This is a genomic window from Paraburkholderia nodosa DSM 21604 (assembly GCF_000519185.1).
In the GTDB taxonomy this organism is placed as follows: Bacteria; Pseudomonadota; Gammaproteobacteria; order Burkholderiales; family Burkholderiaceae; genus Paraburkholderia; species Paraburkholderia nodosa.
In genome coordinates this window covers 220,190-238,774 of the sequence record NZ_JAFA01000007.1, presented here as the reverse complement: position 1 = coordinate 238,774, position 18,585 = coordinate 220,190, and the positions used below count along the sequence as shown (strand labels likewise).

19 protein-coding genes are annotated in these 18,585 nt (G+C 64.2%); 8 read left to right on the top strand and 11 right to left on the bottom strand.

Going from position 1 to position 18,585, the window contains the following annotated elements; genetic code table 11:
- Positions 1-314 precede the first annotated feature (314 nt).
- Positions 315-617 (top strand): hypothetical protein, encoded by a 303-nt coding sequence (locus tag A3CW_RS0112695; RefSeq protein WP_028203916.1) that lies wholly within the window; start codon positions 315-317, stop codon positions 615-617.
- Between the two features lie 80 nt (positions 618-697).
- Here the strand turns inward: A3CW_RS0112695 and A3CW_RS46105 are convergent, their stop codons facing one another.
- Positions 698-1,033: a PA2169 family four-helix-bundle protein gene (locus tag A3CW_RS46105; protein WP_081771633.1), complete on the bottom strand. Its 336-nt coding sequence runs from the start codon at positions 1,031-1,033 to the stop codon at positions 698-700.
- 3 nt (positions 1,034-1,036) lie between these two features.
- A complete protein-coding gene (locus tag A3CW_RS0112685; protein ID WP_028203915.1) occupies positions 1,037-2,260 on the bottom strand; it encodes a Zn-dependent hydrolase in 1,224 nt (407 codons plus the stop codon).
- Between the two features lie 261 nt (positions 2,261-2,521).
- Here A3CW_RS0112685 and A3CW_RS0112680 point away from each other — a divergent pair, with 261 nt between their 5' ends.
- From A3CW_RS0112680 to A3CW_RS0112660, 5 genes are all read left to right on the top strand, one after another.
- Complete coding sequence (locus A3CW_RS0112680; protein ID WP_028203914.1) at positions 2,522-3,181, top strand: M24 family metallopeptidase; 660 nt, start codon at positions 2,522-2,524, stop codon at positions 3,179-3,181.
- A 34-nt stretch (positions 3,182-3,215) separates the two neighbouring features.
- On the top strand, positions 3,216-4,133 hold the full coding sequence (locus A3CW_RS0112675; RefSeq protein WP_028203913.1) for a LysR family transcriptional regulator: 918 nt from the start codon (positions 3,216-3,218) through the stop codon (positions 4,131-4,133).
- A gap of 224 nt (positions 4,134-4,357) precedes the next feature.
- The gene (locus A3CW_RS0112670; protein ID WP_028203912.1) at positions 4,358-5,560 is read left to right on the top strand and encodes an NAD-dependent formate dehydrogenase; all 1,203 of its coding nucleotides are present in this window, start codon (positions 4,358-4,360) and stop codon (positions 5,558-5,560) included.
- A 197-nt stretch (positions 5,561-5,757) separates the two neighbouring features.
- Positions 5,758-7,278 (top strand): aldehyde dehydrogenase, encoded by a 1,521-nt coding sequence (gene adh, locus A3CW_RS0112665; protein ID WP_028203911.1) that lies wholly within the window; start codon positions 5,758-5,760, stop codon positions 7,276-7,278.
- A gap of 56 nt (positions 7,279-7,334) precedes the next feature.
- Positions 7,335-7,724 (top strand): DUF779 domain-containing protein, encoded by a 390-nt coding sequence (locus A3CW_RS0112660; RefSeq protein ID WP_028203910.1) that lies wholly within the window; start codon positions 7,335-7,337, stop codon positions 7,722-7,724.
- Here A3CW_RS0112660 and A3CW_RS46100 read toward each other — a convergent pair.
- The 3 genes from A3CW_RS46100 to modA are packed head-to-tail and all read right to left on the bottom strand — an operon-like array spanning position 7,721 to position 9,923.
- Complete coding sequence (locus A3CW_RS46100; RefSeq protein WP_051481425.1) at positions 7,721-8,431, bottom strand: ATP-binding cassette domain-containing protein; 711 nt, start codon at positions 8,429-8,431, stop codon at positions 7,721-7,723. The two genes, A3CW_RS0112660 and A3CW_RS46100, sit on opposite strands and share 4 nt — an antisense overlap.
- A 5-nt stretch (positions 8,432-8,436) precedes the next feature.
- Entirely contained in the window at positions 8,437-9,111 is a 675-nt protein-coding gene (gene modB, locus A3CW_RS0112650; protein WP_028203909.1) for a molybdate ABC transporter permease subunit, read from the bottom strand.
- A gap of 29 nt (positions 9,112-9,140) precedes the next feature.
- Entirely contained in the window at positions 9,141-9,923 is a 783-nt protein-coding gene (modA, locus tag A3CW_RS0112645; protein WP_028203908.1) for a molybdate ABC transporter substrate-binding protein, read from the bottom strand.
- A gap of 212 nt (positions 9,924-10,135) precedes the next feature.
- Here modA and A3CW_RS0112640 point away from each other — a divergent pair, with 212 nt between their 5' ends.
- On the top strand, positions 10,136-11,083 hold the full coding sequence (locus A3CW_RS0112640) for an NHL repeat-containing protein (protein ID WP_051481424.1): 948 nt from the start codon (positions 10,136-10,138) through the stop codon (positions 11,081-11,083).
- Between the two features lie 189 nt (positions 11,084-11,272).
- On the opposite strand, the gene A3CW_RS0112635 is transcribed toward A3CW_RS0112640, so the two are convergent.
- From A3CW_RS0112635 to A3CW_RS52310, 5 genes are read right to left on the bottom strand one after another with little or no spacing between them, the layout of a single operon-like run.
- Entirely contained in the window at positions 11,273-13,246 is a 1,974-nt protein-coding gene (locus tag A3CW_RS0112635) for a glycoside hydrolase family 127 protein (protein ID WP_028203906.1), read from the bottom strand.
- A 15-nt stretch (positions 13,247-13,261) separates the two neighbouring features.
- On the bottom strand, positions 13,262-14,203 hold the full coding sequence (locus tag A3CW_RS0112630) for a carbohydrate ABC transporter permease (RefSeq protein WP_211254058.1): 942 nt from the start codon (positions 14,201-14,203) through the stop codon (positions 13,262-13,264).
- Positions 14,196-15,137: a carbohydrate ABC transporter permease gene (locus A3CW_RS0112625; RefSeq protein ID WP_051481423.1), complete on the bottom strand. Its 942-nt coding sequence runs from the start codon at positions 15,135-15,137 to the stop codon at positions 14,196-14,198. Before A3CW_RS0112625 ends, A3CW_RS0112630 begins: the two co-directional genes overlap by 8 nt.
- Positions 15,138-15,169: 32 nt before the next feature.
- Positions 15,170-16,414, bottom strand: coding sequence for an ABC transporter substrate-binding protein (locus tag A3CW_RS0112620; RefSeq protein WP_081771632.1), 1,245 nt, complete (start codon positions 16,412-16,414; stop codon positions 15,170-15,172).
- A gap of 50 nt (positions 16,415-16,464) precedes the next feature.
- Positions 16,465-16,656, bottom strand: a complete 192-nt coding sequence (locus A3CW_RS52310; RefSeq protein WP_154677922.1) for a hypothetical protein — start codon at positions 16,654-16,656, stop codon at positions 16,465-16,467.
- Between A3CW_RS52310 and A3CW_RS0112615 the strand changes: the two genes are divergently transcribed.
- Entirely contained in the window at positions 16,655-17,491 is an 837-nt protein-coding gene (locus A3CW_RS0112615) for an AraC family transcriptional regulator (RefSeq protein WP_028203902.1), read from the top strand. The genes A3CW_RS52310 and A3CW_RS0112615 overlap by 2 nt on opposite strands.
- 85 nt (positions 17,492-17,576) lie before the next feature.
- On the opposite strand, the gene A3CW_RS0112610 is transcribed toward A3CW_RS0112615, so the two are convergent.
- A complete protein-coding gene (locus tag A3CW_RS0112610; RefSeq protein WP_028203901.1) occupies positions 17,577-18,581 on the bottom strand; it encodes a substrate-binding domain-containing protein in 1,005 nt (334 codons plus the stop codon).
- Positions 18,582-18,585: the final 4 nt, after the last annotated feature.

Genomic DNA, 18,585 nt, shown 5'->3' with positions numbered 1-18,585 from the left:
CTCGAGAGTGGCGCCCCGTACGCCGCTAGATCCGACTTTCCATGCAAGAGCGGCTGAAGTTTTCTCGGGAAATCGACACATGACAAAACCATTATGATAAGTCTTCTTATCATAAGGTATTTGTTTTCTATGAAAACATTCCAGAATGAAAACGCATCACGCGTCCAGGGGGCCGCGCCCGAGCACCCTGGAATCGATTGAGGCAGCTCCCGTAGCAAGCTCAGCTGCGCATCGGGCCCGGAATTTGCGCTCGTTCCATACGTCAAGCGATAACGTGCAAAAGCGGGAGTGGTGTGATGAATGAGGAACGGAGAGTGAAGATCGAAGCGGTGGCGGGCAGGCTCATTCAGGAAGTGATGACGACGGGCCTCACATGGGATGAGGCGGTCGCTGTATTTGGCCTCGCCGCGAAGGCCACTGCGCAAACTGCGGTACGTCTGGGGGCCGGCACGCCTGCGGATTGCCTTACGGTGGCGCGCATCCGGTTCGAGGACGCCTTCGCGCAGGACGTACGGGTGGTCGTGACTGAATCCGCCGCGCAGGAGCGCCACGTCGACCACGCAGACAATCCGCACCTCGCGACCGCGCACCGTCGCCAAACCGCCAAGCTTCATTGACCGCCAGTCAGCGTTCCGGTCTCACTGTATGCGGCCACTATGGCGTCACGGTCACCATGCAATGGCCGCGCGACCTCAGGTCAGGGCTTCGTCTCGGTAAGCTGGACGCGCAATTCGCGGATGCGATCGAGATCCTGTGCCACGTCGCTATATAGCCGCGCCACCACGACGTTCACATCGGCGGGCAGATTCCTTTCAAGCGCATTGTGAAACCGCTTCTCGGCGGTATCTTCACCCTCTTCGCAATCCGCAAGGATGGCGTCGTCGGTGCGGGTACCAACCGCAGATTTCACATTGAGCCAGCCGCGATGCAACGCGCCCGCAACGCTGCCGCCGCTTTCCGGCTTGCCGCCAAGCTTCAACACGAGTTCCTGCAACTCGCGCGCGCCACGCGAGCAGTGCGCGGCACTCTCAATCCGCTAGCGTGCACAATCTGCCAGCAGATTCGCGAGCACCGACGCCCCTTGCGCGAGGTGAACCGGGTCGGCGTCTTCCGCCTCGTTGTGGCTGAGTCCGGCCTTGCACGGAACGAACACCATCGCACTCGGCGCAACGTATGAGAGGTTCACCGCGTCGTGCCCCGCGCCGCTGCACATCTCCAGCCAGGGATAGCCGGCGGCGGTCGCCGCCTCGCGCACGCGCGCAACACACGCCGCGTCGAAGACCACCGGTTCATACTCGGCGACGGTCTGCACCTGCACGCTCGTGCCGCGCAGCGCGGTGCGCTGAAGGCAGATCGCTTCGATGTCGGCGACGAGCCGTTGCAGCGCTGGCCGCGAAGGGTGGCGAACGTCGAGGCTGAACTTGACGAGCCCGGGTATCGTGCTCGGCGAATTCGGCTGGCAGGCCACATGCCCTACGGTCACGCGGGCATCGGCATCGAACCCATGGCCGTGCTCGATGATCGCGGCGATCATCGCGGCCGCTGCGCCCATCGCATCCTTACGCACGCTCATCGGCGTCGTACCCGCGTGCGATTCGAAGCCGGTCACCGTCACATCGAGTTCGTACATGCCCTGCACGCCGGTCACGACGCCGATCGGCACGCCGGCATTCTCCAGCACCGGGCCTTGCTCGATATGGGCTTCGAAATACGCTTTCGGCATTTGCCGCTCGCGCGAGCGACCGGCGAAGCCAGTGCGCTCGAGTTCCTCGCCGAGCAGTACGCCGGTCTGCATACAGGGCCGCTCGCGTGCGGTATCGAGATCCAGCGTGCCGGCATAAACCGCGGAGCCCATCATGCCCGGCGTGAAGCGCGAGCCCTCTTCATTGGTCCATGCGACGACATCGATCGGATGCCGCGTCGCGATGCCAAGCTCGTTGAGCGTGCGAATGGCCTCGAGACCCGCGAGCACGCCGTACACGCCGTCGAAACGGCCACCGAGCGGTTGCGTGTCGAGATGACTGCCGCACATCACGGCGGGTGCGTCGGGCTGCGTGCCTGGCCGGCGCGCGAACACGTTGCCGATCGGATCGATGCGGATCTCGCAGCCGGCTTCCTCGCACCAGCGCATGAAGCGCCGTCGGCCCTGCACGTCCTCGTCGGTCAGCGCAAGCCGACAACTGCCGCCGTGCGCGGTCGCGCCTATCGCCGCCGTCTCCATCAGCGCATCCCAGAGTCTTTGCTGATTCACGAAGATCATCTCGCGCACTCCCGAAAAGCACCGAGCATAGCAGCCCATGAAACCGGCGCACGCTCGACTTCATCGTCATGCATCGGATGAAAACACGCCGTCTCCCGGTTTGCGCGAACGAGCGAAGCAAGGTCGCCACGATCACGGTTGTCAACCAGCCGAAATATACGAGAGAATATAACGATTCCGGCCCGAGTCCCCGCGGCACCGTTGCGCGACGGGCCAGGATGCCCCGCGCGACGGACAGCGAGCCAACTGGAGCGATATCAGGTGAACACTGGCAACAAAGAGGCGGTCGGAGAAAAATTCTCGCCCGCAGGCATGGAGCACGCACGCGTGATGACCTGGCGAGCAGTCGAGCAGATTGCGGCCGCCATTCAACCCGGCATGCGCGAGTCGGAAGCCAACGCCCAAGGCAAGGCCATCCTGCAGGCGCTGGGCATGGACCGCATCTGGCATCCCGTGCTGATCCGCTTCGGCGAGAACACCCTGCGCATTTTCAAGGAGCGCTCCGAAGGCGATCCCGTTCTTGGCGCGGACGACATCTTTTTCATCGACCTCGGCGTCGTCTGGAACCAGCACGAGGGCGACGCGGGCGCCACATTTGTCACCGGCCGCGACCCTGACATGCAGCGCTGCGCACGCGACGTCAAAACGATCTACGAAGAAGTGGCCCAGCACTGGCGGAGCAACGGCTGCAGCGGCATTGCCCTCTACGACTATGCGGCCGGGCGCGCGCGAGCCTACGGCTGGCGTCTGAACATCGACATCAAGGGCCACCGCGTGAGCGACTTCCCGCACGCCATCTACAAGGCCGGCGATCTCGGCGAGTTCGAAACGGTGCCGGCGCCGGGGCTGTGGATTCTCGAAATCCAGATCGCGCACCCCACCCGGCCGTTCGGCGCATTCTACGAGGACCTGCTCGCGTAGGCGCGTCGAGCGCCGGGCACGCGAGCGGCAACCGATGTTCATCCGCCAGCTCAACTATCTCGTCACGCTCGCGCGCGAGCAGCATTTCGCGCGCGCCGCCGAGGCCTGCAACGTCTCCCAGCCGGCGCTGTCTTCGGCGATCCGCAGCCTCGAAGACGAACTCGGTCTCGTCATCGTCCGGCGCGGCCGGCGTTTTCTTGGCTTCACCGAAGAGGGAACCCGCGTGCTGGGCTGGGCACGGCAGACGCTCGCCACGCTCGAGCACATGCGCCAGGATGCGTCGGCCGCACGGGTGTCGCTCAGCGGAACCTTGCGCGTCGGTGTGATTCCCACCACCCTGCCCGTCGTCAGTCTGTTGCTGGCCAGTTGCCGCGCGGAGCACGCAGGCATCCGCTACTCGCTGCGCTCGCTGAGTTCGGATGCCATCCTGCGCCAGCTCGACGACTTCGAACTCGACATCGGCTTCACCTATCTCGACAACGAAGTGCAGGCCGGCTTCGCGGTCTCGCGACTGTATCGGGAACGCTATGTCCTCATGTCGCCCGCCGGTTGCGGCGAAGGCGCATGCGCGGGCCTCGACCGCTGGGACGCGATGGGCGGCCTCGACCTGTGCCTGCTCGATGCATCGATGCAGAATCGCCAGGTCATCAACGCGGCGTTCCGGCGGGCCGGCGTTCAGCCCACCGTCGTTGCCGAAGCCGACTCGCTGCTTGCGCTCACCTCTACGGTTCAGCATGTGCGTATGCACAGCGTCCTGCCACACAGCCTGCTCGGCAGCATGCCTGGCAACGGCCTCTTCGCCGCCACCCTGCTCAAGCCGGAACTCACGCGTGAAATCGGCCTCATCACGCGCAATACGCCCGTCATGCCGCCGCTCGTTTCCGCCATGTGGGACGCGGCACAACGCACCGATCTGCAAAGCCGCTTCGACGCGCTGCTCGATCGCACCTGATTCACGGCCCGATGCGCGCCGGCGCCCTGCCCGCGCGCGTTCGCCCGTCTTCATAAGCGGCGGTTATCAGACCATCTTTCCAAACAATTGGACCCGTCGCCACGCCTCGACAACACTCTGGCCATCGATCCTTCGCAAACCGAACGATCGAGCAACCGGCAGAACGGCCGCGAAGCCGTCCACGCCGCCATCCGATCCAGCCTTCAAACATGGAGTGAGACATCATGGCCAAAGTCCTGTGCGTCCTGTACGACGACCCCGTAGACGGCATGCCGAAGCGCTATGCGCGCGATACGGTCCCCGCCATCACCCGCTATCACGACGGCCAGAGCGCACCCACGCCCAAGGCCATCGACTTCACGCCGGGCGAGATGCTCGGCAGCGTCTCGGGCGAGCTGGGCCTGCGCCGTTACCTCGAGTCGCAAGGCCACACGCTCGTCGTCACGTCGGACAAGGACGGCCCGGACTCGCGTTTCGAAAAAGAACTCGCCGACGCCGAAGTCGTGATCTCGCAGCCGTTCTGGCCCGCCTATCTCACGGCCGAGCGCATTGCGAAGGCGCCGAAACTGAAGCTCGCGCTCACGGCAGGGATCGGCTCGGATCATGTGGACCTGCAGGCCGCAGTGGAACGCGGCATCACCGTGGCTGAAGTCACGTACAGCAACAGCATCAGCGTAGCGGAACACGTCGTGATGATGATCCTCTCGCAGGTGCGCAACTATCTGCCGTCGCACGAGTGGGTGAAGCAAGGCGGCTGGAATATCGCCGACTGCGTTGCACGCGCCTACGATCTCGAGGGCATGCACGTTGGCACCGTCGCCGCGGGCCGCATCGGCACCGCTGTACTGCGCCGGCTGAAGCCCTTCGACGTCAAGCTCCACTACACCGACCGCCATCGTCTGCCCGAGCAGGTCGAGCGCGAACTGAACCTGACGTGGCACCCGAGCGTCGAGTCGATGGTGAGCGTGTGCGACGTGGTGACGATCAACTGCCCGCTGCATCCGGAAACGGAACACCTGTTCGACGCGAAGATGATCGCGAAGATGAAGCGCGGCGCGTACATCATCAACACCGCGCGCGGCAAGATCTGCGACCGCGACGCCATCGTGAGCGCACTGGAGAGCGGCCAGCTTGCCGGTTACGCGGGCGACGTCTGGTTCCCGCAACCGGCGCCGCGCGACCATCCGTGGCGCAGCATGCCGCATCAGGGCATGACGCCGCATACGTCCGGCACGACGCTCTCGGCGCAGGCGCGCTACGCGGCAGGCACACGCGAGATTCTCGAATGCTGGTTCGCCGGCGAGCCGATTCGCGACGAGTATCTGATCGTCGATGGCGGCCGTCTCGCGGGTGTCGGCGCGCATTCGTATAGCGCCGGTAACGCGACGGCAGGCTCCGAGGAAGCAAGCCGCTATCAACCCGCCTAGTCCCCGAGGCCGCGCGTCGCGCAGGCGAGCGCGCGGCCAGGCTCCCGTGTACTCGCCGCTGCCCCCGCACCGGCCCGATGCCGGCTTGTGCAGCGCAAAATCGAAACTTCGAAAAATCGCCGTAGAGGGGCGTAGTATTCCTTGCGATATAACGGAAAGCGGTACACCTGTCCCGTCGACATGCGAGGAGCACGCCCATGAACCACGCAGAACTGCAGTACCTCACCACCGAATATCCCTTCCGCAGACAGTACGAGAACTTTATCGGCGGCCAGTGGGTCAAGCCCGCCGGCAACGAGTACTTCGACAACATCTCGCCGATCACGGGCGAGGCGTTCACCTCCATTCCCCGTTCGCGCGAAGCCGACATCGAACTCGCGCTCGACGCCGCGCACAAGGCGAAAGGCGCATGGGGCCGCACGTCGCCTACCGACCGTGCGAATCTGCTGAACAAGATTGCCGAGCGCATCGAGGCCAATCTCACGCGGCTCGCCGTGGCGGAGACCATCGACAACGGCAAGCCGCTGCGCGAGAGCATGGCAGCCGACCTTCCACTCGCGATTGATCACTTCCGCTACTTCGCCAGCGCGATCCGCGCCCAGGAAGGCGCCATCTCGCAGATCGACGACGACACGGTCGCGTACCACTTCCACGAGCCGCTCGGCGTGGTGGGCCAGATCATTCCGTGGAATTTCCCGATCCTGATGGCAACGTGGAAGCTCGCGCCTGCGCTCGCCGCCGGCAACTGCGTCGTGCTCAAGCCCGCCGAGCAGACGCCTGCCTCGATCCTCGTGCTGATCGAACTGATTGAAGATCTGCTGCCGCCTGGCGTCGTGAATGTGGTGAACGGCTTTGGTCTGGAAGCGGGCAAGCCGCTTGCCTCGAACAAACGCGTCGCGAAGGTGGCCTTCACGGGCGAGACCACCACAGGCCGGCTCATCATGCAGTATGCGAGCCAGAACCTCATACCCGTGACGCTGGAACTCGGCGGCAAGAGCCCGAACATCTTCTTCGCCGACGTGATGGAGCACGACGACAGCTTCTTCGACAAGGCGCTGGAAGGATTCACGATGTTCGCGCTCAATCAGGGCGAAGTCTGCACGTGTCCGTCGCGCGCGCTCATCGACGAGAAAATCTACGACCGCTTCATGGAACGTGCGCTCAAGCGCGTTGCCGCGATCGCGCAGGGGCATCCGCTCGACCCGAAGACGATGATCGGCGCGCAGGCTTCGCAGGAGCAAATGGAGAAGATTCTCTCCTACCTCGATCTCGGCAAGCAGGAAGGTGCCGAGTGCCTGACGGGTGGCGCGCGCAACGCACTCGAAGGCGAGCTGAAGAACGGCTACTACGTGAAGCCGACCGTCTTCCGCGGCAACAACCGGATGCGGATCTTCCAGGAAGAGATCTTCGGACCTGTCGTTTCGGTCACGACGTTCAAGACGGAAGAAGAGGCGCTGCAGATCGCCAACGACACCCTGTACGGCCTCGGCGCCGGCATCTGGACTCGCGACGGCACGCGCGCCTATCGCTTCGGTCGCGCGATTCAGGCAGGCCGTGTGTGGACCAACTGCTATCACGCCTACCCCGCGCACGCCGCGTTCGGCGGCTACAAGCAGTCGGGCGTCGGGCGTGAGAATCACAAGATGATGCTCGACCATTATCAGCAGACGAAAAACCTGCTGGTGAGCTACAGCGACAAGCCGCTCGGTTTCTTCTAACGTAGTGCGGGCGCCTCGCCCGGGCGGGCGGGGCGCAATGCCCGTGAGGACATGCCATGACCGATGAAGTGCAACGCGTCGTCGCAACGCCCGCTGCGATCACGCTGATCGAAAAACTCGCGGCTGAGCATGGCCCGGTGCTTTTTCATCAGTCCGGTGGCTGCTGCGACGGCAGCGCACCGATGTGCTTTCCCATCGGCGAGTTCATGGTCGGCGGCTCGGACGTGAAGCTCGGCGATATTGCGGGCGCACCGTTTTACATGAGCGAATCGCAATTCGAATACTGGCAGCATACGCAGCTCATCATCGACTGCGTGCCCGGCAACGGCGGCATGTTCTCGCTCGAACGTCCGACCGGCCTGCGCTTTCTCACCCGCTCCCGCCTCTTCGACGACAGCGAATCCGCGTGGCTGGAGCAGCATCCTGTGGAGCGCGTGCAGAGCTAGGGCGTAGCGCGCACGCCGTGCCTGAAAACGATCGCACTGGCCTCCGGATCAACATGGCCGTCGACGAACCGCACCACCTCGTCGCCGAACGCGGCGACATCTTCGGGATCGTGCGTAATGAGCAGCATGGGCATGTCGAGACGCGTCAGCATGGCCGCCAGCTCGCTGCGCATGCGTTCGCGCAGCGCGTGATCGAGCGCCGAGAACGGCTCGTCGAGCAGCAGTAGTTGCGGCTTCGAAACGAGCGCGCGAGCAAGCGCGACGCGCTGTTTCTGGCCGCCGGACAGGTGCACAGGATGACTGCCCGCCACGTGGCGCAACTCGAGTGCGTCGAGCCAGTATTCGACGTCGGGATGCGCGTCGCGCCGCGTCGGATTGAACCAGCCCCTATGCAGCCCGAAGCCGATGTTCTGCCGCACGTTCAGATGCGGAAACAGCGCATAGTCCTGGAACAGATACGCGATCCGGCGCAACCGCGGCTTGAGATCGATGCCGCCCGCGCTGTCGAACAATGTTTGCTCATCGAGCCGGATCACGCCCTGGTCGGGGCGCAGGAGACCCGCGACGGCTTGCAAGGTCAGCGTCTTGCCAGACCCGGACGGGCCGAACAGCACAACACGCTGCGCGTGCGTCTCGAAGGCGACGTCGAGCGCGAAACGGCGCCCGGCCGTTTCAAGCGTCTTGCGGATGGCGACGGTCAGCGACATGCCGATCAGCGCGAAGTCAGCAGCGTATGCTGCGGCACGAGCCGCCCGGCGAGCACGAGAATCACGACGCACGTGACCGAGGTGACGAGCACGAGGAAGTTCGCCGTGCTGTCGTCGCCGGCCTGCACGGCAGCGTAGATCGCGACAGAAAGCGTCTGCGTGCGGCCGGGCAGATTGCCGGCGACCATCAGCGTCGCGCCGAATTCGCCGAGTGCGCGTGCGAAAGCAAGCAGCGCGCCGGCGAGCAGGCCGCGCGTGGCGAGCGGCAGCGTCACGCGAAAAAAGATGGCGGTCTCGCTGATGCCGAGCGTGCGCGCCGCGCGCTCGAGTTGCGGATCGACTGATTCGAACGCGGCGCGCGCCGATTTCAGCACGAGCGGAAAGGCCACCAGCATCGACGCCACGACGGCGCCCTGCCACGTGAACACGAGCTGGATGCCGATGCTGTCCAGCCAGCGGCCGATCACGCCGCGCCGCCCGAGCAGCACGAGCAGGTAGTAGCCGAGCACCGTGGGGGGCATCACGAGCGGCAAGGTCAGCAGCGAATCGATCACGTCGCGCGCGCCGGAACGCCAGCGCGCCAGGCCGTAGCCTGCCGCCACGCCAAAGACGACGTTCAGCGCTGTCGCCCAGCCGGCCACTTTCAGCGAGAGCCACAACGGAATCCAGGCCTGTTCCATGACGGGGTGCTCCTTGTCGTGAGTACGGCTCAGTGCGCCGCGCCGGCGGGTTTGAAGCCGTATTTCGCGAGCACGGCCTGGCCGTCGGCCGAGAGCACGTACGCAATGAAGGCTTTGGCATCGCTGGCGTGCCGGCTGCCCTCAACGAGCGCAATGGGATAGGTCACCGGCGTTTGGGTCGGAACCGTCAGCGCGACCTTCACGCGCTCGGGCATGATGGCGGCGTCGGTTGCGAACACGAAGCCCGCGTCGACCTCGCCGCGCGACACGTAATCGAGGCTCTGCCTCACGTTGGAGGCAAGCACGCTCTTCGCGCTCACCGCGTCCCAGACGCCCGCCGCCTGTAGCGCGCCCTGCGCGTAGCGACCGATCGGCACGGAGGCCGGATCGCCATAGGCCACGCGCCTGATGTCCGCCGAGGTCAGGTCCTTCAGCGTGGCGGGCGTAAAGCGGCTGTCGGCTGGCACGATCAGCACGAGCGCGTTGGCGGCAAAATCCCGGCGAGTGCCGGGGTCGACCACCTTCTCCTCGACGGCCTTGTCCATGGCCTTCTGGTCCGCTGACGCGAATACATCCGCGGGCGCGCCCTTCGCGATCTGCCGCATCAGCACGTCGGAGGCACCGAAATTCAGCAGCACCTTCGTGCCCGGATGCTGCTGTTCGTACGCTTCGCTGATGGCCTTGAACGCGTTCGTGAGGCTCGCTGCGGCCGACACGATCAGTTCGTCGGCGCGTGCGTTCGAACAGACGGCAAGCATGGCGGCGCCGACTACCAGCAACGCGCGTTTCAGGGGACGACGGGAATTGCGCATGGTCAGATTTTCCTTTTCGAAAGAAATGTAATACGTCCGTCCGAGATATTACAACGGATACAACGGAGTGCCTGTGACCGTGGCGCCCGGCCACAGGCACGGGCGGCCGACGTCACGTCACGCGCGGCGAAGTAAAATCCGCCGGTACCTTCATTGAGTTCCCATTCACAACACGACGCGGCCGCGTGTGCGCCTCGCCGCCAGGAGTCTCCATGCCGCTGCCCGTAGTGCCTGAAGTCCCACTGGCAGGTCGCGTCCTGCGCTGGCTCGTTGCGTCCACGCTGGTGGCATGTGTAGCTGGCTGCCATGTTGCACCGGGGGTCCCGCCCGCACGGATCGAGCTCAGCGCCCAGCCAAACGGCATCGCTGTTCGTCCGGGCGACGGCGGCCTGTTCATTACCGACGATCGCAGCAACGCCATCCTGTGGTCGCAGGACCGCACCACCTACGCACCCTATGCGCACGTGCCGGTCGTCACAGGGCAGCCCAACGGCCTCAGCCAGCTTGTGTTCGCGCAGCCCGACACCCTGCTTGTCGCGCGCTTTGGCTTCGGTGAAACCGGCGCATTGTTCGTCGTTTCTTCGCGCGGCGACGCGCAATCGCTCACCGGGCTCGCAACCGACCGGCGCAGGTTGGGCCTCGCGCCGATCGGGCCGGGCCGCGTGCTGTCGAGCTGGTTCATCAAGCACGACGGCCAGCCCATCACGGGCGGCGTGAGCCTCGTGAGCTACGACGCGGCGACGCACGCCGCCACCGAGCGTGATCTGATTGCGGGTCTCACAAAGCCGGTTGGCCTCGCTGTGCTCGGGGATGCGTTGCTGGTCTCGGACCAGAACAGGAATGCGATTCTGCGATACGACCTGCGTGCGCTACTCGCTGCGCAGGCGCCCGTTCCTGCGCAAAGCGGCACGATGGTCGCGCAGGTCGAGAGTCCTGACCTGCTCGCGATCGACAGCGCCGGCACGCTCTATACGAAATGCCATGCGCACGCAGTGTGTCGCGTCGCACCGGATGGTGCCGTCACAAGCCTCGCCGATGACTTCCAGGACGCGCGCGGTGTCGCCGTCGACGACGCCCGACACACGCTGTACGTCGTCGATCGCGCGAAGTCCACGAGCACGACGGCAAGCGCCATCCGCGTCATCCCGCTTGCGCGGTGACGGGACACGGGAGGCAATGCGGCATGCGCCGCCGCACATAGACATTGAGGTTCTGAGGCCCTTCCCATCCCGCCATCGCCATGTAGTCTATGTAATCGTTAGCATGGTCCTGACGCGACAGGAGGCAAGCGCTCGCGATGCCGGGTGCCAACGCGCAACCGGCCGCCACGGCTGGACGCTTCGCCAGCTTCACTCCCCTCGGTAGTTCAGCCAGACCTTCATCGGTCCGCTTTCGCGGTTATGCCAGGCGAAGTAAGGAATAGCGATCAGGGTGGCATCGTTGCGCGGCGTTGCATCGGCGGCTTCAGCCAGGGGCCGGTAAAGCGCCGCCGTCCAGTCCGGATCGATTTCGCGTTTGTGCGCAGCGCCCTTCAGCACCACCACGCCCCCGAGTTGTTCTTCCCGCCACTCCGCTTCGAGCCATTGCGGGTCGATATACAGCTCGTCGAGATCGACTCCCGGCATGTCGGCGCGTTCGACGCAGTACAGCAGCGGTCCGCGACTCAACGCAATCCGGCCACGATTGTCGGGCACCTTCGGGTGGCTTTGCCAGGCGCGCAAGGCCATGGGCAGCGTCATGCGGATCACATCGCCGGGTTGCCACAGGCGCTTGACCACGATGTAGCCGTGCGCGTCCGCGGTGGTGTCGATCGCCTGGCCGTTGACGCTCAGCCCGATCGACGCATTCGCCCGCGTGGCGGCTGATGCGCCGTCGCGAGCCGTCACGAAACCGGCCGTGCCGTCGACCCATCCCGGAACGCGCAACTTCAGCGCGAACTCGCCTTGCGCATCGACGGCGATTTCGATGGCGCCATCCCACGGATACCGCGTGCGCTGGCGCAGCGCCACCGTGCGCCCGTTGAAGTCGATACGCGCGTCGCTCTCCATATACAGCTGCACGTAAATCGAGTCGGCGTCGGTCCCATAGACGTAGCCGGGCAGCGACGCAATCGTGCGCGCGACGTTCGGCGGACAGCAGGCACAGTAGTACCAGGGTTGCCGGCGATGCCCGCCGTCGTCCTCGAGCGGATTCACGTAGTAGTACGCATCGCCACCGAGCGACCAGCCCGGCAGCATGCCGTTGTACAGCGTCCACTCGAACAGGTCGGCATAGCGTGCGTCGCCGGTCGCGGCAAGCATCCGGTGGCACCACATCATGCTGCCGATCGCGGCGCACGTTTCGGTATAGGCCTGGCCGTTCGGCAACTCGAAGTCCGCGCCGATCGACTCGCCGTCATGCCGCGCGCCCACGCCGCCGGTGATATACATGCGATGCGCGACCAGCCGGTCCCACAGCGTTTCCAGACGCGGCAGCAGGCCGGCTTCGCCGGTCTCCAGGTAGAGATCGGTGACACCGCACGACATGTACAAGGCGCGCACCGCATGCCCGGCCAGTGTTTCCATCTGCTCGAACGGCACGTCGTCCTGGAAATACGCGTCGCCGAACCGGCCGCCCGCGAGCAGGCCGTGACCGCGCGCCTTGATGAAAAAGCGCGCGAGCGCGAGATACTGGTCATTGCCGGTTTCGCGCGCGAGTTCGACGAGCGCCATTTCGATTTCCTCGTGCCCGTCGATGGCCTCGACCTTCCCTTCCGCCTCGGGCCCGAAGCGATCGCACAACAGGTTGGCGAAACGGATCGCCACGTTCAGCAGGCGGCGCTTTCCGGTGGCGCGGTGGTGCGCCACCGCCGCCTGGATCAGATGGCCCGCGCAATACATCTCGTGCAGGTCGCGCAGGTTGCTCCAGCGTTCCGCCTTGCGCTCCACGCTGAAATAGCTGTCGATATAGCCGTCTTCGTCCTGCGCACGTTCGATCAGGGCGATGCCTTCGTCGATGCGCGCCTCCAGCAGCGCGTGAGGCCCGCGCGCCACCACCCACGACGCGGCTTCGAGCCACTTGTACAGATCGGAGTCGTTGAAGAAGAGGCCTTCGAAGGGACCATCGTAGTCGCCGGACACGCGGCGAAAATTGTTGAGCCGCCCGGTGCTTTCAAGCAGGTCCCACTGGCTCGGCAAGGTCTTGTCGATGTTCGTCGCAAACCGGGGCGCCCAGAAGTCGCCGCGCAGTTCGACCGCGGTCACGGCAACGGGTTTGATGCGCGCGTAGCGCGTGGAGGCGGAATCGACGACTACGGGCTGTCGCAAGGTTCTTGTGTCGTTCATGATGTATGGGAAAGGTTATGCCTTGACCGCGCCAGCAATCAGACCGTTGATATAAAAGCGCTGCAGCAGCAGGAAGAGGAGCGCGCACGGCAGGATCGAAATCGTGATGCCTGCCTGCATCAACCCCCAGTCGATCGCGCCGAGCTGTCCGCTTTGCGCGTTCAGGAGCATGACCGGGAGCGTATAGTGCCTGGCGTCGCCAAGCAGGATCAGCGCGGCCAGCAATTCGTTCCAGGAACCGAAGAACGCGAACAGCCCAGCCGTGACGAGCCCCGGCATGACGAGCGGCAACATGATCATGCGCAGCGACTGAAGCGAACTGCATCCGTCGATGAGCGATGCGTCCTCGATTTCAAGCGGCACCGAGTCGAACGAGTTGCGCATCATGAACACGGCGAACGGCAACTGGAACGTCGTGTAGACGAGCGCGAGCCCGAACAGCGTGCCTTGCAGATGCATCCAGCGCAGCAACACGAAGAGCGGGTTGAGGATCGACTGGAACGGAATCATCAGCGTCGCGAGGATGACGACGAAGATCAGATTGCGCCCCCGGAAGCGGAATCGCGAGAACCCATAACCGCCGAGCGTCGAGAGCACGAGCGTCATCGCAACCGTCATCAGCGACACGGACGCACTGTTGCCGAGATACCGCCAGATCCCTTCACCGTAGGCCGCGAGGTTCTGGTAATTCTCGAGCGACAGACGCGACGGGATCCAGCGAGGCGGCGACGCGCTCGCATCGGCTGCCGAATAGAACGAGGTCAGCGCGGACCAGGCGATCGGGAACAGAAAGAGCAGCGTCAATACCCCGCAGATCAGATAGTAAAGCGCCACCGAAAGCCGTTTCTTCAGCCGGCTTGCATGGGCGGCATAGTTCACGGCGGGCACGCGGGCCTTCAGCGCGGCCGGCGGCATCGACACGAAGCCGGTCTCGGCGGAGCGCAGCTTGTTACTCATCGTCGTCTCGCAGAAGAACCATCTGGATCACGCTCAGCGCGAGCAACACGATCAGCAGCACCACCGACATCGCGGCGCCGTAGCCGAGCTTGAAATACGTGAACGACGCGCGATAGATCCAGTGGACCACCGTGATCGTGCTGTTCATCGGCCCGCCTCGCGTCATGACGTAGAACTGCTCGAACGCGAGATAGGAGCCGATCACCGCCATGATCAGCGCGAGCGCGAAGGTGCGCCGCATCATCGGCAGCGTGATGTAGCGCTGTTGCGCCCACCACCGCGCGCCGTCGATGCGCGCCGCCTCGTAGAGATCCCGCGGGATGGCCTGCATGCCGACCAGCAGGATCACCATCGTGAAGCCGCAGGCTTTCCACACCACCATGACGATCAGCGAGGCGAGCGCGGAATTCGTGTCGCCGAGCCATTGAACCGGTTCGCTGACGATGCCCAGTTGCATGAGGATCGCACTGAAGATGCCGACCTGGTCGTTGAACAGCCAGACCCACAGCAGGCTCGCCGTCGTCATGCCGATGACGACGGGCAGAAAAAACGCCGTCCGGAAGATACCGACGAAGCGGCTCGCCTGATTCACGAGCAACGCCAGCAGGAACGCCACCACGAAGATGGCGGGCGTCACGAGCAGCGTGTACTCGGTCGTGAACCACAGCGCGCCCCAGAACGACGCGTCGTGCAGCAGTTCCAGATAGTTGCGCAAGCCCGCAAACGAGGGGACGCCCATCAGCGGCCAGTGGTAAAACGACATGCCGATCGTCATCGCCAACGGCAGGAGGAAAAACACCACCGTGAATGCAAAGCATGGCAGCACGAACCAGTACCCTGCGCGGCGCCGACCGACTCCCCCGCGCTGCTGCCGACGCCTGGCCGGCAACGCGAGACCCGTGCCGGCGGGCGGCGCTTCGTTCAGGACGTCCATCGTTTTCGCCTCCGGATGCGCGTTATTCAGCGTTATTGGGCGTTCAGGATCTCGGTGAAACGTGCCTGCGCAGTCGAGACGGCGGTATTGACGCCCTTGCCGAACACCGCCTCCTGAATCATGGCGAGCCAGGGACCGTTGGGATCGTTGATCAACTGATTGAACTTCGTGCTGTACGGCGTGCGGCCTTTGCTCATCGCCGTGGCCGCCAGCAGATAGCGGCCGTCGAGCTTGCTATAGGCGTTGTCGGCGAGGTCGACACGGACAGGAATACTGCCGTTCTTCGCGAACTGATCGACCTGGACCTGCTCGCCGAGGCTCCATTTGATGAATTCGAGCGCGTCCTGCTTGTGCTGCGAACCCACCGGAATCGCGATCGAGTCGCCGCCGGCGAAGCTCGCCCAGCCACCATTCTGTCCCGGCAAATAGGCGAGACCGAAGTCGATCTCGGGATGCGTTTTCTTCAGGATACCGATAGAAAATGCGCCGGAACCGACCATGCCGATCTTGCCGGTCAGGAACGCATTGATGAAGTTCGCGCCGCTGTCGGTTTTCGCGCTCGCGGGAATATCGCCCGCTTCCCACATGCGCCGATACATGGCGAGCGTGCCTTCGAGCGCGGGATTATTCAGCGTCGCCGTCTTGCCGTCCGCCGAGAGCAGGTCGCCACCCGAAGCCCAGACATAGGGCGTCAACGTGAAGATGTTGCAGCCGCCGCATGCGCCGGAAAAATAGAAGCCCTTGACCCCGTTGCCGAGCGCGGTGATCTTTTTGGCGTCTGCTTCGAGTTCGGCCCACGTCTTCGGCGGCTGATCGGGATTCAGACCCGCGCGTTTGAAGAGGCTTTTGTTATAGAGCAGCATCGAGCTTTCCGCGCTGAAAGGCAATGCATATTGCTTGCCCTGGTAATTCCCCAGGCGCAGATGAGAGGGACTGAGGCTCTGGTAGAACGGCAGCTTTTTGGCCTGGTCGGTGATGTCGGTCAGTTGCCCCGCGCGGGCAAACTGGGGCACGAAAATCAGGTCGATGGCGATCACGTCAGGCGCTGCGCCGCCCGCCGATGCGGTGCCGAACTTGGTGACGAAGTCGTCGTTCGGAATGACGGTCAGATTGACCTTGGTGGGATGACCTTGATTCCATGTGGCGACGAGCGGTGTGACGAACGCCGCATCCGACGCGCGCACCCAGAAGGAAATGCCATCATCGGCCTGTGCGTGGGTCGCGGCGAACAGTGCCACGCATGCCAGGCGGCCAAGCCACCGCTTGCATCGATTCATGGATGTCTCCTCTTGTCATCGACATGCCGCTTGCGACGTCCGCCAGACCGTCATGGTGGCTTCGCCGCGCGGGACATGCCGCCAAACTTCGGGAAAATGGGCTTTTTTCTACCTTTGTGCGTCGCAGCAGCCTTTTCCGGCTTTCCGCGAACGGCCGGTGCGCAGAGATTGACATGCCCCATTTGCCGCCGCAAGATGAAGAAACCGCAGTAAAACAAGACAATTCCGACTTTTTCGCCCATGACAGATCCAGCACTCCGCCTGGCCTGGTCGCCGCCAGTCGAAGCCAGCAATGGCGGCCTGTTCGTATCGCGCGGCGTGGGCGTGCATCCGTCGCGGCGCATCCAGTCATACGAGTTGATTTACGTCCGGCAGGGCTGCCTCGAACTGCACGAGGACGGCAAACAATTCGAGGTGAATGCGGGGGAAACGTTATTGCTCTGGCCGGGCCGGCTGCACGGCGGCACGTCGCCGTTTGCCCCCGATCTCAAGTTTTACTGGGTGCATTTCACGTTGCCCGAAACGTCGCTTTCCGCTTCCGCATGCCGTGAGTGGCTCGAGATTCCGCAGCACGCGCGGGTCGAGCGGCCCGATCATTTATCGGGCATGTTCCAGCGTCTCCTGAACGACCAGCAAATCTACGGCGTCCAGCCATTGCCGGACAGCCTCACGATCGTGCAGATGCTCTGGGAACTGAAGCGCTCGCGCGTGGCGGCCACCGCTGTCGACGGCGCGCCGCAGCAGCTGGCGGCAAGCGCCGACCGGTGGATTCGCACGCACTTTCACGAGCCGATCAGCGCGTCGTCGATTGCGGCGCACCTCGGCTGCAACGCGGACTATCTAGGACGCGTCTATCGCGCCGTCTATGGCCGCACGCTGACCGACGCCGTCCATGAACGGCGCATGCTGCACGCCGCCATCGTACTTGCCGAAGACCGGTTGACGATCGCGCAGGTCGCCTACGAATGCGGATTCGAAGACAGCGGCTATTTCCGGAGGCTGTTCAAGAAGAGTAAAGGCATGACGCCGAATGCGTTCCGAAGGCTGCATTTGCGCGTTCACGTCAATACAGCCTGACCCGCGCGGAAGGCCGGGATACCTGCGCCAGATCGGTTCGATGTGACGACGGCACCCGGGCCATTCCACCTCGCATCACTCGTCCTTAGCGGATCCCGCGCTTGATCAGCGGAATGAGCGAGTCGATCGTCGCGGGTGTCTGGACACCTGCGCCGGTGTTGATGGTCAGTCCCGCGAAGTGATAAGCCGCCGAAAGCACGCACTGCGTGACCGGCAGAAAGCCCTGCAGATAGAGTTGCTGGTCGAGCGTCGCGGTAAGGTATTTGCTCTGCAGCCCGGAAATCGTGGCGGGCGCGAGATCGATGCCGCCCACGATGATTTGCCCCGGCTTCTTGCCGGCCTGCTGGAGCGCCTGCGGAATGAACCCGGTCACGCCGCCGTGCTGGGTGCCAATCGCCTTCAGATCAGGGTGCGCCTGAATAAAGGCGACCAGAATCGGCACGGCCAGCGATGAATCGGAATCCACCTGGGGCGAGATATTGAGCCGGGTCACCTTCACGCCGGCCTTTTCCAGCGTCTCGGCAAGGCCGCGGTCGGACTGGCTGCGCACGCTCTCGTTGAAGACACCATATTCGAGCGCCTCGTCGCCCTTCTTGAGCCCGGCGTTGAGCATGGCCTGAGCGGTGATCTGCCCGCCCACGTAGAGTTCGACGCCGGCGTAGCCGAAGCCCTTCGCGTCGTAGAGCTTCTGGTTGTCGGGCAGCGGCGTATTGCCGACGGTCACGATGATGCCCTGGTCCACCGCCTGCTTGATCAATGGCGCGAAGGCCGGATCGCCCGGGTGGCCCATGATGCCGATACACGTCGGCTTTGCCGCCATCGCCTGGCGAAACTGCGCAAGCATCGTCTCCGGGCTCCAGGCCGAGAACTGCTCGATCACCTTGATGCCGAAGGCATGTCCCGCATCCGCAGCCCCGGTCTGACGTGGCAGCGTCGCGCCATCGCCGGGGTTTCCGCCCATCTGCATATACATCGTCATACCGGCGCCGAGCTGGCCTGACGTGGTCGGATCGGTGGCACCAGCGTTCGGCGAGAGGCCGAACGCAAGCACGCTCGCCCCCAGGAGGAACCCAGTCATGATCTTGTTCATTTCC

Excerpts from the sequence above, each read along its gene's own strand:
- A3CW_RS0112685 (WP_028203915.1), bottom strand. The coding sequence starts at position 2,260 with ATGATCTTCGTGAATCAGCAAAGACTCTGGGATGCGCTGATGGAGACG.
- A3CW_RS0112675 (WP_028203913.1), top strand. The coding sequence starts at position 3,216 with ATGTTCATCCGCCAGCTCAACTATCTCGTCACGCTCGCGCGCGAGCAG.
- A3CW_RS0112670 (WP_028203912.1), top strand. The coding sequence starts at position 4,358 with ATGGCCAAAGTCCTGTGCGTCCTGTACGACGACCCCGTAGACGGCATG.
- adh (WP_028203911.1), top strand. The coding sequence starts at position 5,758 with ATGAACCACGCAGAACTGCAGTACCTCACCACCGAATATCCCTTCCGC.
- A3CW_RS0112660 (WP_028203910.1), top strand. The coding sequence starts at position 7,335 with ATGACCGATGAAGTGCAACGCGTCGTCGCAACGCCCGCTGCGATCACG.
- A3CW_RS46100 (WP_051481425.1), bottom strand. The coding sequence starts at position 8,431 with ATGTCGCTGACCGTCGCCATCCGCAAGACGCTTGAAACGGCCGGGCGC.
- modB (WP_028203909.1), bottom strand. The coding sequence starts at position 9,111 with ATGGAACAGGCCTGGATTCCGTTGTGGCTCTCGCTGAAAGTGGCCGGC.
- modA (WP_028203908.1), bottom strand. The coding sequence starts at position 9,923 with ATGCGCAATTCCCGTCGTCCCCTGAAACGCGCGTTGCTGGTAGTCGGC.
- A3CW_RS0112640 (WP_051481424.1), top strand. The coding sequence starts at position 10,136 with ATGCCGCTGCCCGTAGTGCCTGAAGTCCCACTGGCAGGTCGCGTCCTG.
- A3CW_RS0112635 (WP_028203906.1), bottom strand. The coding sequence starts at position 13,246 with ATGAACGACACAAGAACCTTGCGACAGCCCGTAGTCGTCGATTCCGCC.
- A3CW_RS0112630 (WP_211254058.1), bottom strand. The coding sequence starts at position 14,203 with ATGAGTAACAAGCTGCGCTCCGCCGAGACCGGCTTCGTGTCGATGCCG.
- A3CW_RS0112625 (WP_051481423.1), bottom strand. The coding sequence starts at position 15,137 with ATGGACGTCCTGAACGAAGCGCCGCCCGCCGGCACGGGTCTCGCGTTG.
- A3CW_RS0112620 (WP_081771632.1), bottom strand. The coding sequence starts at position 16,414 with ATGAATCGATGCAAGCGGTGGCTTGGCCGCCTGGCATGCGTGGCACTG.
- A3CW_RS0112615 (WP_028203902.1), top strand. The coding sequence starts at position 16,655 with ATGACAGATCCAGCACTCCGCCTGGCCTGGTCGCCGCCAGTCGAAGCC.
- A3CW_RS52310 (WP_154677922.1), bottom strand. The coding sequence starts at position 16,656 with ATGGGCGAAAAAGTCGGAATTGTCTTGTTTTACTGCGGTTTCTTCATC.
- A3CW_RS0112610 (WP_028203901.1), bottom strand. The coding sequence starts at position 18,581 with ATGAACAAGATCATGACTGGGTTCCTCCTGGGGGCGAGCGTGCTTGCG.